The organism is Streptomyces sp. NPDC048352 (genome assembly GCF_040651895.1).
GTDB lineage: Bacteria > Actinomycetota > Actinomycetes > Streptomycetales > Streptomycetaceae > Streptomyces.
On record NZ_JBEZKZ010000001.1, the window covers coordinates 1 to 15,761 of the forward strand.

Annotated in this window: 9 protein-coding genes; 5 read left to right on the top strand and 4 right to left on the bottom strand. The window is 66.5% G+C overall.

Going from position 1 to position 15,761, the window contains the following annotated elements; genetic code table 11:
• Positions 1 to 347: 347 nt before the first annotated feature.
• The 3 genes from AB0D45_RS00005 (at position 348) to AB0D45_RS00015 (ending at position 2,434) form a co-directional block, all read left to right on the top strand.
• Complete coding sequence (locus AB0D45_RS00005) at positions 348 to 1,280, top strand: alpha/beta hydrolase (protein WP_362454374.1); 933 nt, start codon at positions 348 to 350, stop codon at positions 1,278 to 1,280.
• A 305-nt stretch (positions 1,281 to 1,585) separates the two neighbouring features.
• The gene (locus AB0D45_RS00010) at positions 1,586 to 2,056 is read left to right on the top strand and encodes a hypothetical protein (protein ID WP_362454376.1); all 471 of its coding nucleotides are present in this window, start codon (positions 1,586 to 1,588) and stop codon (positions 2,054 to 2,056) included.
• 48 nt (positions 2,057 to 2,104) lie between these two features.
• Positions 2,105 to 2,434 carry a DUF6354 family protein gene (locus AB0D45_RS00015; RefSeq protein WP_362454378.1) on the top strand — a complete coding sequence of 110 codons (330 nt, stop codon included), beginning with the start codon at positions 2,105 to 2,107 and terminating at the stop codon, positions 2,432 to 2,434.
• Positions 2,435 to 2,689: 255 nt separating this feature from the next.
• On the opposite strand, the gene AB0D45_RS00020 is transcribed toward AB0D45_RS00015, so the two are convergent.
• The 4 genes from AB0D45_RS00020 to AB0D45_RS00035 all read right to left on the bottom strand — a co-directional run bounded on the left by AB0D45_RS00020 (position 2,690) and on the right by AB0D45_RS00035 (position 7,445).
• A complete protein-coding gene (locus tag AB0D45_RS00020) occupies positions 2,690 to 2,815 on the bottom strand; it encodes a hypothetical protein (RefSeq protein ID WP_362454380.1) in 126 nt (41 codons plus the stop codon).
• A 77-nt stretch (positions 2,816 to 2,892) separates the two neighbouring features.
• The gene (locus tag AB0D45_RS00025) at positions 2,893 to 3,153 is read right to left on the bottom strand and encodes a hypothetical protein (RefSeq protein ID WP_362454382.1); all 261 of its coding nucleotides are present in this window, start codon (positions 3,151 to 3,153) and stop codon (positions 2,893 to 2,895) included.
• Between the two features lie 267 nt (positions 3,154 to 3,420).
• Complete coding sequence (locus AB0D45_RS00030; protein WP_362454384.1) at positions 3,421 to 4,095, bottom strand: hypothetical protein; 675 nt, start codon at positions 4,093 to 4,095, stop codon at positions 3,421 to 3,423.
• A 110-nt stretch (positions 4,096 to 4,205) separates the two neighbouring features.
• Positions 4,206 to 7,445 carry a DNRLRE domain-containing protein gene (locus AB0D45_RS00035; RefSeq protein WP_362454386.1) on the bottom strand — a complete coding sequence of 1,080 codons (3,240 nt, stop codon included), beginning with the start codon at positions 7,443 to 7,445 and terminating at the stop codon, positions 4,206 to 4,208.
• A gap of 405 nt (positions 7,446 to 7,850) precedes the next feature.
• Here AB0D45_RS00035 and AB0D45_RS00040 point away from each other — a divergent pair, with 405 nt between their 5' ends.
• Together AB0D45_RS00040 and AB0D45_RS00045 are read left to right on the top strand one after the other, a co-directional pair.
• Positions 7,851 to 15,209 (top strand): ricin-type beta-trefoil lectin domain protein, encoded by a 7,359-nt coding sequence (locus tag AB0D45_RS00040; RefSeq protein ID WP_362454388.1) that lies wholly within the window; start codon positions 7,851 to 7,853, stop codon positions 15,207 to 15,209.
• Entirely contained in the window at positions 15,209 to 15,610 is a 402-nt protein-coding gene (locus AB0D45_RS00045) for a hypothetical protein (RefSeq protein ID WP_362454390.1), read from the top strand. The genes AB0D45_RS00040 and AB0D45_RS00045 overlap by 1 nt, the downstream gene beginning before the upstream one ends.
• The last annotated feature ends 151 nt before the right edge of the window (positions 15,611 to 15,761 follow it).

Consider the following 15,761-nt stretch of genomic DNA (forward strand, 5'->3'; position numbering starts at 1 on the left):
TCTCGCTGGTGGCCACCCGCTCCGGCCGGACCTGTGACGAGGCCTTCCGCCGTGCCGAAGCGACCCGGGGGCCGCGGGGCTAGAAAACGGTGCGGGCCTGTCTGCCCGTCGGCCTCGACTTCCGCGCCACAATGATCTGGATCGACGTCCTCCTGAAGACCGCCGGCTGATCACGACATCTCACAAGCCCTAGAGGTCAAGTGGTGGCGCCGGACCACTCCCAGCGGTTCCTCTCGCCGGGGCGCAGGTCGGCGGCGCCGTGAAAGGCTCGGCAGATGGACTATGCATTCGACGCTCCACCCGTTGACAACAGGGCGCAGCGGGTCTTGGACGGCGCAGGGGGAACCGTGAAGGACGTCATCGCGCAGGCAATGTCGGCCGTGATCCCCGGTGGGGTGGAGCGCGGTGAACTGGTCCGCGGAGAGCGTGTGTTGCGCTGGGTCGAGGCAGGTGCCGGCGGCCCGACAGTGGTCCTGGAAGCGGCCAGTGGCACACCCGCGCTGACCTGGACGCCGGTTCTATCCGCGCTTGCCGAGCAGACCCGTGTCATCGCTTATGACCGAGCTGGGCTTGGTGCGAGTGATCCCGCGATGCCGGTCACGATCGACTCTGAGGTCGACGACCTGAGCGCGCTCTTATCCCATACGGGAAACGGGCCATGCGTCCTGGTCGCCCACAGCTGGGGCGGCATGCTGGCCCAGCTCGTGGCCTGGGCCCACCCGAAGCTGATAGCGGGGCTGGTCCTCGTGGACCCTGCACACGAGGATTTCCAGCCCTGGACCATCCGCGCAGCTGAAGCAGTACTTACCCGGCTGTCCGTCCTGAGGAGGGCCCTGGGGTCGGCTGGTCGCTCACTTCGCGAGCAGGCCACGCAGGAAGCGAGCAAGAGGAGCGGCGACCCGCGCGTCCAGGACCTGCTCATCGCCGCAGAGCTGGCCTGCAACGCGCACGCGTACCAAATGCGCACCAGCACTGCGGAGAGCCAGCTGCTCCGCACCCACATCCCGGCCGTCCGGCGGCTACGCGCCTGCTCGCAGCTGCCCGACGTGCCGCTGATCGTCCTGAGTGCGACCCGGGGTTTGCCGAAGGGCCTGCGGACTCGGTGGACCTCGTTGCAGGCCCAGATCGCCGCCACGACCGTTCGAGGCGAGCATGTCGTGGTGCCCGACGCAGCCCATTACATACACGACAGCCAGCCTGAAGCCGTCACAACAGCGGCGCTCACCGTTGGCGATCTGGCACGCGACGGGCAGGCCCGCGACGTGCCCTCTTGGGAGTGAATGCACTGCTCCGTCCACCCGGCGAGGACAGGGTACGTGCGTCGATCACGGTCATGTCGGGGCCGTGTGTGTTGATCGCGGTCGTGTCGGGAGGACGGGGTGGGTTTGTCGGGGGTCGAACTGTTTGCGAATGTCCGCAGGGACAGGCGTCTTGATCCCTCGCTGTCACAGCGCGCATTGGCGGAGAAGTACGGCACTCACCGGCGGACGGTGAGGCAGGCGCTCCAGTCGGCGGTGCCGCCACTCGGAAGACGCCCAAGCCTCGGGCGACGTTGCTGAATCCCGCGAAACGGTGGATCGACGCGATGCTCTGGGAGGACCAGACCGCGCCGCGGGAGCAGAGGCATACCGCCCGGCGCATCCATGAGCGGCTGGCCGCCGAGTACGGCTTCGACAGCGCGTCGTACTCCACGATCTGCGACTACGTCCAGATCCGGCGCCCGCAGATCGAGGCCGAGGCCCGCCGCGGCCGTCAGCACAGGGAGGGCATGGTCCTCCAAGTCCACCTGCCCGGCGAGGAGGCCGAGGTCGACTTCGCCGAAGTCTGGGTGCGGCTGGCCGGCACGGCGGTGAAATGCCACCTGTTCACGCTGCGGCTGTCGTACTCGGGAAGGCCGTCCACCGGGTCTTCGCCTCCCAGGCCCAGAAATCGTTCATGGAGGGCCACGTCGAGGCGTTCAGGGTGCTCGGCGGCGTGCCGACCCGGCCCACGAGAAGGGCACCCCGCCTCCACGAGCGCAGCACCCGAGGCACCGCGAGGCGGCTGCAGGGCCTAGGGTGCTACCCGGTGAGGGGATGTAGATCCCGGGATGGAGGGATGCGTCATGACGACGGCCGTCACCAGGGGCCAGCTGTACCGCGATCTGGCGCCCGACATGAAGGCCCGAGACCGGCGACTGCGGGTCGTCGAGGTCGGTAGCGCCCGCGCCCGGCTCGTCGTGGAGCACGACCTCGGCGGCCAGGCCGGCAAGACGACCCACGCCAGTGTCATCCGGCTCGCCTCCCGCGCCTTCGAACTCCTCGAAGACACTGTCGACGAAGACCCGCGCTACCTGGCCGTCCTGGCAGCCATCTCCCAGGTCCACGGCCCCGACGCCTCCCCCGCCGACTACGCCCGCGCCGCCCTCAACGCCCTACCCACCCCACACGCTTAGCGGTGCAAACAGACCGGGCGCCGACTGCCGCTGCGCGGTGCCGCACAACCAACGCGTGCCACGGCCCCGCCAATCCCCTCACCCCAACAACGCCTTCGCCCGCGGTGCACCGGCAACCGCGGCACCGCGCGCCTGGCACCGGCACACTCGGGCCTCGGCAGGACCCGGCGCCGATGCGGGGCGGGTGGTGGACCGCAACAGGACCGCGGTAGCGGAGGCCCGGACCCTGGCCCACCGGGGCACCGGGGCGGCCCGTCACGCTATGGGGCGGGGCGTGAACTCCATGCCCGTGCCGCCGTAGTCGGCCGCGATGTCCAGCAGCCGGTGCTGCTCCGCCTCGTCGACGGCTAGGTCGCGGTCCGCTCGGCGGCGTACCGGCACAGCGCATCCGGCGACGGCAGCAGCCACTGGGCGGCCGGATCCTGGTCCCTTGCTGCGGGTCGCGCGCGCCGTGGGCATCAGAAGGCGAGTTCCAGCAGGCCGCCGAGAGTGAGGAGCAGACCCGCGAGGCCCATGACGGCTCCCAGGTACCGGTAGACCTGCTTCGACATGACCCGCTTTGGAGAGCCGAGGTCTCCGCGTGCGTGCATGGCCAGTGCGGCGTTGGCCGCCGCGTAGCGTGCCGCCGCGGCGGCGGCACCTCGGATGTTGAGAGCGAGTGCGGCGCCCGTGATGAGGCTGACGGTGCCGAGGGTGAGAAGGAAGAAGGCCAGGCTCATACTGCACCCCTTGGGTGATGTGATGATCGGATGGAATCTGGTGCGGGCTTAACCGCAGCTCCGAAGCAGGCCCTGACCTTGGAGGGCAGCCGGCAGGAGGGGAGCTTCGTCTGCGCAGGCGAGAAAGAGCTGCGAGTCGACACCGTGGTGATGGATGGCCCATGGCAGTCAAGGTCGGGTCGGCCCGGGTAGGCGTTTGTGATCTTGTCTGTGACACGGTGGCTGCACCTTGCGGGAGCACCCGCTACCGCGGTGGCGTCGGCGTGTTCAGTTGAGCTTCTTGAGCTGGGCCGCCACTACCTCGGCCGGCTTCTCCGCCGTTCCGGAGTCGCTGTGCGCGGTGAAGGTCGCGAGGGTGGTGCCCTTGCGTATGACGATGGCCTCGATCGCTGTCTTCTTGCCGTTGAGGTCCTGCTCCGCGCTGAAGGTCGCGCTGTCGTCGCCGGTGGCGGGGGCCGTGCCGGGCACGATGTTGGTGAGCGTCACCTTCTCGGTGCCGTTGACGACGTTGACGGGGCCGCCGCATGCCGGGCCGGCGGCCTTGATGTCGGCGAGCAGGGTTGCGGCCTTCGTGCCGTACCAGGAGTACAGGGACACCTTCGTCGTGGTCGTGTCCTTGGTGGCCTGGGTATGGACCTGGCCGCCGGTACCGGTCATCGCACCGCCGAGGAGGGCGGTGGCCAGGTCCCGGCATTCGGGCTTGTCCGCGGAGATGACCGGCCCCTGGAAGGCTTCTTCGACCTTGTGGTCAGGAAGGTCCTGCGGGGTCAGGGCCACGGCGGTCAGCTGCTCCTCGTTCAGGGGCTTGGGTGCCGGCGCTGCGGTTGCGGCTGTCGAGGCGGGCTCGGGGTGGGAGGGGGTGTCCTTACCTGCGCCGCACGACGTGACGAGCAGGGCCGCCGAAACGGCTGTGATGGCATGGCGGACGGGGCGAAAGCGCATGGTGGTCTCCTTGGCAGATGTGTGTTCCGGCCCTGTTTGAGGGGGGTGAGTACGAGTGCCCGGCCGGGTGGAGCGATGGCCGGGCACTCGTTGGTGGAGCGGGTTCTGGATCAGCCGATGGTGCGGGCGGTTGCCCAGTCGTCTTCTTCGACGCGCCAGCCGTTGCCGATGGCGGTGCGGCCTCCGTAGTAGAGGTGGAGGGTGCCGTCGTTGCGGGTCAGGTAGAGGTCGGGGATCTGGTCGTTGTTGACGTCGGGGGTGCCGCGCAGGAGGGGCCAGGTGGTGCTGTCCCAGCCGGTGGTGGCGTAGGTGAGGTCCTTGCCGTCGGCGGAGTTGACGGCGAGGGCGAGGGAGTTGATGTCGGCGCCGCCGCCGGTGCCGGGCTTGCCCCGGCGCAAAGCCAGGCCGCGGTCGGGAGTGGAGTCGTCGCGGAAGAGGAGGTCGGGGACGTTGTCGCCGGTGATGTCGCGGACGTCGACGATGTCGCGTTTCGTCCAGCTGGTGGCGGACAGCTGCCGGGCCTCGGTGATGGTGGCGCCGCTATAGCCGGTGAGGATCCAGAAGGCGTCGCCGGCGGTGGCGAAGATGTCCTCCATCTTGTCTCCGTTCATGTCGGGTACGACGACGATCTGGGAGAAGGTGGCGGGGTCGGGTGCGCCGGCGGGGAGGAGGATTTCGGTGCGGCGGCTGATGTCGAAGCGGCCGTTTCCGTCGCCCTGGTAGACGTAGAGCTTGCCGTCGGGCATGCGGGCGATGAGGTCGGTGATGCCGTCGCCGGGGTACCAGTCGTTGGAGTGGGCGATGAGTGCGGTCTTGCCGCTGGCGTCCTTCCAGTAGCCGGCCGGTGCGGGTTTGCCGTTGTCGGTGGCGGCGGGCATCCAGGCGTCGAGGTCGCCGACCTGGTCGGCGGGGTAGACGCGCAGGTTTCCGGCTGCGTCGATGGCGAGGAGGTCGGCCTTGCCGTCGCCGGTGGTGTCGCCGGGGCCGTCGAGGCCGGGGCGGGGGCGGACGTAGAAGGTGTAGGTGACGGGGTTGGAGGGGTTGCCGGCCTTGTTGACGACGCGGACGTAGAAGAGGTTGGGTCCGGCGTTGTCGGGGTTGACGTCGACGGTCACCGTGTCCGACCCGGCGGCGGGGACGGCCTTCTTGTCGTAGACGGGGTGGTTGAGGGACCACTGGAACTCGGTGATGTCCGCGGGGTTGGTTCCGCCCGCTATCACCGTGATCTTGCCGGGGCCGAGGGTGTTCTTGCTCCACTCGGCGCCGTCGGGGCCGGGGGCGGGGAAGTCTTCGGAGCGGATCGTGGGCGGTGTGGGCTGGGTGTGGTCGACGGTGAAGGTGCACCAGCCGCCGCCACCGGAGTCCATGGGGCCGCTGCCGGACCACTGTCCGTCCCAGTCGATGGCCTGGGCGAGCCAGAAGTACGTCTTGCCGGGGGTGAACTTCTCCCACGGGACGGTCACGTTCGCTGCGCCGTCGCCGTTGGTGTCGCGGAGCTCGTCAGCGACGGGCGAACCGTCGGCGGACCAGATCCTGAAGCTCAGCCGGCGCAGATTGCCGTCGCCGTCCGTGGCCTTGGCACGGAAGTCGACATCCGTCTTGCCGATCTTGGTGAAAGGCTGCCCGGTGACGCACGCACCGCCTGGGGAGGTGCTCATGTTCGCAAGGACCGGCGTGTCGGGGACCTTGCTGTATTCGACCTCGATGAACGGGGCGCTCTCACCGCTGGCGAGGAACTTCTTCCAGTAGCTCGCATCGCTCTCGTTCGGCGAACGCAGGCCCAGCGTGAGGTTCTGCCAGGCGCCGCGGGCGCCTTCCTCGACGGTCGGTTTGATGTCGATGCCCACCCACGCGTCGGGGCAGGAGCTGTTGTAGCCGTGGCCGGTACTCGCGCCGGCGATGCGCTTGCCCCAGAAGGTGGCGTTGTTGGTGTTGTTCCACGTGCTGGAGCTGGTGATCAACGGTGTGTGGTAGACGTCGAAGGCCCTGGCGTCACAGCCCCAGGAGTAGGTCTGCAGCATCCGCAGGTTCGCCGAGCGGATCTGCCCTCCCTGGATCTGGGTGGGGAACTCGAAGATGAACGCGGAGCGGGACGTGCCGTAGGTCGTCGTCTCGTAGCCGACACGGGCCTCCGGCGTGCCGGATCCGCTGTTGTAATTCTGCCCGTTCCAGAAGCTGGAGTTGCCCTCGGTTTTGTAGAGGGCGGTCCAGTTCTGCTTGTGGCCCTTGATCGACGGGTCGATGAAGACCGGATACACGGTGTCCGCATCGTTCAACAGCTGCGTGTTGGGCGTCACCCGCAGCACGTTCTCGCCGGACAGCGTGGCACCGGCCGCCTTCGCGTGATTGCCCTCCGCACCGTTGAGCCCGGGCAGCGCCAGGGTCGGGTGGTCCTTCGCCTCCGGCGCGGGCTTCGCCTGCGGCTCCCCCTCGGTCACAGCGACCTTGCCCGCGGAGTCCCACATGAACGGAGTCGGAGATCCAGCGACCTCCTGACCTTGCGCGTCCCGCGCACTGACCGACTTGGACTCCTCATCGAGGTGGAAGGTCAGGTCCGGGGAGGAGAGCCGGTAATCCAGCTGGCCCAGCAGCGGGTCCGCAGCTGCCTGCTTGTCCTTGACGACCAGGACGTGTGTGAAGCCGCCGTCCTGCGCGGTCATGACCAGGTCGATGCCCGGACGGACATTCTCGTAGAGAGCCCGCGGGCCGGAGATGACCGGCTCGGGCAGAGGCCCCGGCCAGGCGACTGCCAGGTCATGGCCGTCCAGATGCAAGCGCACCAGATCCGCCCATGCCGGAGTCGGCGTATCGGCCTTGACCACGGCAGGCTGTACGAGAGCTGCGCGGGAGACACTGCGGGACGCCCGTCCGCTGTCGCCGGCCGGCGCGGCCTTGCTGCCGGCGGTGAAGACGACGCGCCCGTTCACCACCTTGGGCGCGAAGCCGCCCTCGACCCGCTCGAGCGTGGTATCGATCGCCTTCCACTGGCTGCCGATCTTCGCCCGCGTCGCAGCACTGGAAACGCGCAACTTGAAGGTTCCGCCAGGTTGCGCCCATGTGGTGGTGTGCGCGGTGGCCTCAGCCGTGACCTCGACCTCCTTGCCGCTCTCCTTCGCCAGTCGACGCGCCTCGGGGGCGCTGACAGAAGTCTTGGGGTTCTGCGACGGCGTGGCCTCAGTCGGGGTGCTGGTGTCGTTACGGTTCAGGACGACGGGGACGGCGACGGCGACGGCCAGCAGCGCCGCGAGGCCGCCAAGATTTTTGCGTCGCCGAAGCCAGCTCTGCTGGCCGATTCTGCTTGCGTCAGGGTTTTTTGACGAACCGACGGGTGCGGGTTCGGGTTTTGACACGCTACTTCTTCTCCCCCCTCGGGTATGCGATTCCGCCACCCCTGGGTGTTCTCAGACAAAGGAGCCCGATGGCCGGGCGGCACGAATACCGGCTCCCCATCCGGACGTTCGCGCACGGAATGTGCGAGCAGAGCATGACTGATTCAGGCAGCTGGCGTCACCTGCGAGAATGTTGCAGGTGGAGCCCTAATGTCGCTTTTGCCACGACGTATGCCGCCGGTAAGTGATAAAGCCCACACCACCTAGATCGCTATGGCTTTTCTGCTCGCGCGAGCCTGAGAATCAGCAGACTATTTGTCAGTTTCCTGCCACACGTGTGTCGTCACCGTGGGCAGATCGTGGGGGGTCTACATGTCGCCGTTGTCGGCGCATCATTTCCGCCTGCCCGGAAACAAGAGAGCGCGCATGAGACGCGCGCGTCTCGCCGGGCATGCCGGCATCACCATCTCGGTGGCGCTGGTCGCATCACTCCTGCCCGCCCAGGCGTGGGCGGCATCACCGGGCGACCGCAGCGGGGTCCAGCTGCCCGGGCTCCAGCAGGACATGAAGGCCAAGCTCGACCAGGTCGAGGCCACCAAGCTCGAAGGCTGGGCGGGAGCTCCCGTCCAGCCTCCGCCGGAGTACGAGCCCTCCAAGGTAACGCCGCCGGCCGGCGGCACGGTCAGCGTCGCCCTCTCGGGTGATCAACTCGTCCAGGCGGGCACGCTTCCGGTCAGTATCGGCAAGGCATCGCCCACCGAGGCGAACCCCACCCCGCCGGCCCCGTCCGGTACCTGGTCGGTGGCGGTCGAGACCCGCGCGGCAACGGAGGCCGCGAGTGTCGACGGCGCGCTCATCAAGGTGACTCCGCCGGCTGAGGGCTCCACACCGGTGGACGTCCAGCTGGACTACAAGACGTTCAAGGACCTCTACGGCACCGAGTGGGCTACCCGCCTGGAGCTCAAGCAGCTCCCGGCGTGCTTTCTGACCACTCCCGACCTCCCCGAGTGCACGGTCACCCAAGACGTCCCCAGCACCAACGACGCTGCCGCGGGCACGGTCCGCGCCACCATCGACCCGGCCACCGCGCCGAGCGAGGGCATGCGGACCATGACCGGTGGCGGCGGCCCGGTCGTGCTTGCTGCTTCCGACGGCGCGTCCGGTGCCGGTGGGATGTACACGGCCACTTCCCTCTCCCCGTCCGGATCATGGACGGCGGGCAGCAGCAGCGGCGGTTTCTCCTGGAGCTACCCCCTGAACCTGCCCGCCGCCCCAGCGGGGCCCGCGCCGTCGGTCGCGTTCTCCTACTCCTCGCAGGCAGTCGACGGCAAGACGTCCGTGGCCAACGGCCAGGCGTCCTGGATAGGCGACGGCTGGGACTACGAACCCGGCTACATCGAGCGCCGCTACCGCCCCTGCGCCGATGATCTGAAAGCCACGCCGTCCAAGCCCAACAACGACAACAGCGCTGACAAGAAGAAGCGCGACCTGTGCTGGGCCGGGGACTCGGTGACCATGTCCCTCGGCGGCGGGGCCACCGAGCTGGTACATGACACTGCCACGGGGCAGTGGATTCCGGTCTCCGACAATGGCTCCAAGGTCGAGCACAAGACCGACGCTTCGGTGCCTAACGGCGCCAAGGACGGTGAGTACTGGGTCGTAACCACCCGTGACGGCACCCGCTACTTCTTCGGACGCCATGACCTCGACGGTTCCGGTACCCGTCCGGTCACGAACTCCGTTTTCACCGTCCCGGTCTTCGGCAATCACCCCGGTGAGCCGTGCTACCAGACGGCCTTCGCCAGTTCCTCGTGTGAGCAGGCGTGGCGGTGGAACCTCGACTACGTCGAGGACGTCCACGGCAACGCAATGATCATCGACTGGGCCAAGGAGACCAACCGCTACGCCAAGAACGAGAAGTACAAGGCCAAGGTCGCCTACATCCGCGGTGGGTACCCGACCCAGATCACCTACGGCCTGCGCAGCGACAGCCTCGCCGGCCCTCCTGGCGCCAAGGTCGAGTTCACCGTCGCCGAACGCTGCATCAAGGAGGGCACCACCGAGTGCTCCGACGCCGAGTTCGAAGGCAACAACTACGGCGACAAGCAGCCCTGGTGGGACACCCCCTCGACGCTGCACTGCAAGGCGGACGCCAAGGACTGCTACATCGCCTCACCCACCTTCTGGACCCGCAAGCGCCTGACCGCCGTCACCACCTACGGCCAGCGGACCGAGGGCTCCACTGCCCTGTCGCTGGTGGACCGATGGAACCTAGCTCAGTCGTTCCCCAAGCAGCGCACCGACACCCACCCGCCGCTGTGGCTGGAGTCCATCACCCGCACCGGCTACGGCACCACCAAGGACGCCGCCGGCAACCAGGAGTCCACCAGCCTTCCCCCAGTCTCCTTCATCGCCAACGTCAAGGACATGCCCAACCGGGTTGCGACCGGCTCCAACGACGCCACCCCGGACTTCGACCGCCTGCGCGTGGAGACCATCCGCAGCGAAACCGGTAGTGAGACGTACGTCGACTACTCGGATCCGTGCCCGGTCGGAACCACGCATCCCAAGCCGGAGGAGAACACCGGCCGCTGCTTCCCGGTCCACTGGTCCCCGGACCCGGACCTGGACAAGCCCAAGCTCGAGTGGTTCAACAAATACGTCGTCGACAAGGTCATAGAGAAGGACCGGGTCGCCCGCCAGCCCGACGTCGCCACCAGCTACACCTACGAGGGCGACGCCGCCTGGGCCAAGGACACCGACGACTTCTCCAAGCCCGAGCTGCGCACCTACAGCCAGTGGCGCGGCTACCCAAGCGTCGTGACGAAGCGCGGCGTCACCGCCAATGCGGCCAAGAGTGACGCGACCGAAGAATCACAATCACGCCACCGGTACTTCCGCGGCATGTCAGGTGACGCCGGCCGACCCAAGGTAACCATCAAGGACTCCACCGGCACCGAGGACCTCGGCGAAGACCTGCCGCAGTACCAAGGCCTGACCGCCGAAACCATCACCTACAGCAAGGCGGGCGGCCAGGTCGTCTCCCGAGAGGTGACCTGGCCCTGGAGCCAGAAGACGGCAGCCCGCCCCAGGGACGGCACCACACCTCTGGAGGCATTCCGCGGCGGCACAGCCCGGACCGACGAGGTACAGGCCATCAGCGGCGGCAAGTCCCGCATGATCCGCACGCTCAACACCTACGACCCCACCTACGGCCTCCCCGTCACGGCACAGACCGACGCGCTGTCCCACAACGGCACGGCGTGGTCCACAGTCGAGCAGAGCTGCACCACGACCACCTACGTCCACAACCCGGCCAAAAACCTGATCGGCCTGCCCCAACGGGTACGGAAGACCACCGGCGACTGCGCCCACGCATCCACGGGGACCGCACTCAAGGACGCCCGCACCTCCTACGATGCCCTGAACGCATTCGGCGCGGCGCCCACCAAGGGACTCGCCGTCCAACTGGAGACCCTGGACGCCGCGGGCACCGGATGGGCACCTTCCGGGCGTGTCGAGTACGACGCCCTGGGCCGTCGCGTTAAGGACTACGACGCGGCCGGCAACATCACATCCTCCTCTTACAGCCCCGCCGCCGGGGTTGCCTTCACGGTCACCAACACCAACGCGCTGGGACACACCGGGTCAACCAAGATCGATCCGGCTCGAGGCAACCCTCTGGAAGTCACGGACGCCAACGGGCGAAAGATCACCACGTCCTATGACAACCTCGGCCGGACCACCGCCGTCTGGACCGCATCGCAGAAGACGTCGGACAAGCCGGCGAAGACGGCCGAGTACCAGATCTCCGAGCACGAAGCACCCGCCGTCACGAGCAGAACGCTGCAGGACGACGGCACGTACTCCACCTCGGTCGCGATCTACGACGGCCTCATGCGCACGCGCCAGACCCAGAGCGAAGCACTCGGCAGCGGCCGCCTCATCACGGACACCTTCTACAACGCGAACGGAAGCGTCCGGCAGACCAACAACGGCTACTACGCCGAAGGCGACCCCGGCAAGAACATCTTCGTTCCGGAGAGCGTCTTCCAGATCCCCAACTCCACCAAGATCGCCTACGACGGACTCGGCCGCACGATCCGCGCGACCAGCCTGCACGCCGGTGTAGAGCAGAGCTCGGCCACGACCGAATACGGCGGCGACTGGACCCGCAGCCGCACCGGAATGTCCCCCGACGGTTCCACTCCGCTCAAGGGCAGCCGCGCCAGCGAAACCTGGACCGACACCCTCAACCGCACCACCGAGGTCCGCAACTACACCTCGACCGACCTGACCACGTCCAACAAGACCTCGTACTCCTACGACGAACGCGGCAACCTGGCCAAGGTCACCGACCCCGCCGGCAACAGCTGGACCTACGGCTACGACGCCCGTGATCGAATGACCTGGTCGGACGACCCCGACGCGGGCAAGACCACCGTCTCCTACAACAACCTCAACCAGAAGATCTCCACGACCGACTCAACCGGCCGGACCCAGTTCACCACCTACGACCCCCTCGGCCGCGCAACCGAACTGCACGACGACGCGGCCAACGGCCCACTCGTCACCTCCTGGACATTCGACTCGCTGCCCGGCGCCAAGGGCCTCGCCGTCTCCTCCACGCACTACGAAAGCGGCGCCGCCTACACAAGCGAGGTCACCGGCTACGACACCGAGTACCGGCCCACCGGATCCAAGATCACCATTCCGGACGTGCCCGGTACCAAGGGCCTCGCGGGCACCTACGTCTACAGCACCACCTACACGCCGACAGGCAAGGTCCAGTCGACTACCGTCCCCGCTACACCCGGAGGCCTGGCCGCCGAAAAGCTGGCCACCCGCTACGACCGCGACGGCATGCCACAGAGCATGTCCGGCCTGACCTGGTACACCGCCGACGTCAAGTACAGCCCGTACGGTGAAGTCCTGCGCACCGCGACCGGCAACGCACCCAACCGGGTGTGGACCACCAACCAGTACAACCCGAACACCGGACAGCTGACCAACCAGATCAGCGACCGCGAGACCGGTCCGAACCGGATCAGCGACGTCTCTTACACCTACGACCCGACCGGAAACATCACCTCGGTCACCGACACCCAGCCCGGTGGACGCGAAGACCGCCAGTGCTACGTCTACGACCCGATGGGCCAGCTGACAAAGGCATGGACCGGCAAGACGGCGGCATGCGCCGGCCCCAGCCTGGCCGACGTCACCCTCGGCCCGGATGGTGACGGCTTCTGGCAGGAATACCAGTTCGACGCGATCGGCAACCGCACCAAGCTGATCAAACGCGACCTGACCAACAGTGCGCTGGACGACGAGACCACCTACACCTATGGCGTCACCATCGCCGGCAACGGCACCCAGCCGCCGCTGAAGATCAAGCCGCATGCCTTGGAGAAGGCCGAGAAGACCACCCGCAGCCCGGGGTCGACGGCCAACTCGGTCTCCAACTACGCCTACGACGCCCTCGGCAACACAACGAGTCGGCGCATCGACGGTGATACCCAAACGCTGAACTGGGACCGTCGCGGCAAGGTCACCTCCGCCACCAGCCCCGGCATCGGAGCCGTCTCCGTCATCGGAGCCTCGGGCAAGTGCATCGACGTAGAAAGCGGCAAGACCGCCGACGGCACGCCGGTGCAGATCTACCCCTGTAACGAGACGAAGGCGCAGCAGTGGCGTCTGACCGGCAACACCGTCCGGGCCCTGGACAAGTGCTTGACCGCCAGCGGCGCCAAGCTGGTGCTGGTCGCCTGTGACGGCAGCGACAAGCAGAAGTTCGTCTACCGTGCCAGCGACAAGTCGCTGTACAACCCGGCCACCAGTCAGTGCGTCGACGTCCCCAACAACGCAGCCGACGGCGGTGACCTCCAGCTGTGGTCCTGCAACGCCACAGGTCCCCAGCAGTTCACCTTCGACAACACCACCACCTACATCTACGACGCCGGAGGCAACCGCCTCATCGAGGAAACCGGCAGCAGCCGCACCCTCTACCTCGGCGAAGCCGAGATCACCGTCAACAAGGCCGGCCAGGCCCTCGACGCCATCCGCTACTACAGCGGCCCCGGCGCCACCACTGTCCGCCAGACCGGCGGTAAGGCGAACAACCACCAGCTGAGCGTGCAGCTGGCCGACCACCACAACACCGCCAACACCACCATCGACCAGAGCAGCGGCCAGACCGTCACTCGCCGGAAGTCCGATCCGTACGGAAACCCGCGCGGCGGCCAGCCCGGCAACTGGCCCGGAAGCCACGGCTTCCTCGGCAGCGGCATCGACGACACGAACACCGCTCTCACCCACATCGGAGCGCGCGAGTACGAGTCGACCACCGGCCGGTTCATCTCCGTTGACCCCATCATCGACATCACCGACCCGCTCCAAATGAACGGGTACACGTACGCCAGTGGAAACCCCATCGGCAACTGGGACCCGAGCGGCCTGCGAACCGAAGAGTGCGGAACGCTCTACGACTGCCACGGCCACACGGTCATCACCGCCAGCAACTCCCACGAAATCACCTACGCCCCAATCTCCAGCCAGCGCAGGTACTACGAAACCCACGCACCCGCTCCCGACTACCGCGGGAACAACGGCAACGGCGACAACTGGTCACCGCGCAACATCACCAAGCAGATCTACAAAAACCAAAACGTCAAGTTCATCGACGCGAATGCCATCAAGAAGAAGATCGCATTCGTAGTGGCTGGCCTGGGTCGAGGAGTCCCTCAAGCAGCGACCCTGGTAATGGCGCCCGCAGCTAAGATGGTTTTGCCGCTCGTGGGCATCCCTACACCCGAGCAAGCATACGACCGCCTGATGGAATACTTCGGCGTCGACACAAAGGGCGACAGCTACCAGGCAGGCTCCCTTCTTGCCCCAATGCCTGGTGGAGGCGCCGCTAAATCCGCGACAAAACTCGCCGAAAAGGGCAGCGGCAAACTTGCCGGTAGCATCCGTTCCGCTCTCAGCCGCTGCGATAGCTTCCCCGCCGGCACCAAGGTGCTACTGGCGAATGGCACAAGCAAGTCGATTGAGGACGTTCGGAACGGTGATGAAGTAGTTGCAACCGAGCCGGAAACGGGAAAGACTGAAGCCAAATCCGTAACCGGCACGGTCCACACTGAAGACGACAAGAGTTACGTCGATATCGAGATCGACACGGGCAGCAGCAGCGGCATAATCACTACAACAACTCACCACGTCGTCTGGTCTGAAACACACCATCGTTGGCTCGAGGCCGGGACGCTCCGCCAAGGCGACACCCTCCGCAAGGACGACGGAGCGCCGGTTCTCGTCAAGCGGATCCGCCCCTACAGTGCAACCCAGAATACGTATAACCTGACGGTCGCCGACCATCACACGTACTATGTGCTGGCGGGGGCCACATCGATACTCGTCCATAACTGCAATAACCCAGCGACTCATGAAGTCAATAACCTCGTCGATAAACTCGATGACGATGTCTACTTCCATTACACCAGCGCAGATGGACACGCGGGTATCCTGTCTGGTGACGGCAGTCTTAGAATCGGTGCGAACTCCGCAGGGAAGGTGCATGTGACGCAGGAGATCGGGAGCTCTGTAGAAATTGAGCGCAACGTAATGATCAACAATCCGTCACACGCCGGGAAAGCGGATTTCCTTTTCGCCTTCCGTATGCCTCAAGGCGTCGAGCTTGGCCCTGGTTCTCAGCCAAATGAGCTGATCGCGAGGGGTTCCTTGAAAATCCCGGCCGGGAACGTCCTCTTCCATGGAAGGAACCCATTCTGATGGCAGAGCTCATCGAGTTCGACTCATTTGCCCAGGTGGAGGTCTTGCTTCGCGCTGGCATGGAGTTCAAATTCGAGCACCCTGAGGGCTCGGACATACTCAACGGGAGCCCGATTTACGCGTCGGCGTTGAATCGCCTTCGTGAAGGTTTGATCTTGGGGTTGCGTTCGAGTTCAACGCCGGGGCGAGCGCAAAAGCAGGCTGACTGGTATCAGCTTTCTCGTCACCCGCATCGCTGGGGGGTCATCGCGCAAAGGGCTGTTTTGCATCCGCGTTGGCGGGATCTAGATGCGGTCGAGATGCATCAGTGGATTGAAACGCTCGCAGCGCCACTTTCGGTGGACGATAGTGCACTAGAAGCCGTCAAGGCAGCAGCCGAAGAAGTGCTTGATCGCGGCTGAAACGAAGTCTTTTCGGTAATCTAATCGAGGCCCCGCCGGATTTGTTTCCGGTGGGGCCTCTGGAGTGTCTGACGGCAACGATGACGGCAACGTCAGCGGACGGCGGTCGCCCGCTGCGTGGCCGTGTACGGCCGGGAGGGAACCATGCAGC

Bases quoted from the DNA above. Each gene is read 5' to 3' on its own strand.
- AB0D45_RS00025 (WP_362454382.1), bottom strand. From the start codon at position 3,153: ATGAGCCTGGCCTTCTTCCTTCTCACCCTCGGCACCGTCAGCCTCATC.
- AB0D45_RS00030 (WP_362454384.1), bottom strand. From the start codon at position 4,095: ATGCGCTTTCGCCCCGTCCGCCATGCCATCACAGCCGTTTCGGCGGCC.
- AB0D45_RS00040 (WP_362454388.1), top strand. From the start codon at position 7,851: ATGAGACGCGCGCGTCTCGCCGGGCATGCCGGCATCACCATCTCGGTG.
- AB0D45_RS00045 (WP_362454390.1), top strand. From the start codon at position 15,209: ATGGCAGAGCTCATCGAGTTCGACTCATTTGCCCAGGTGGAGGTCTTG.
- AB0D45_RS00010 (WP_362454376.1), top strand. From the start codon at position 1,586: ATGCTCTGGGAGGACCAGACCGCGCCGCGGGAGCAGAGGCATACCGCC.
- AB0D45_RS00015 (WP_362454378.1), top strand. From the start codon at position 2,105: ATGACGACGGCCGTCACCAGGGGCCAGCTGTACCGCGATCTGGCGCCC.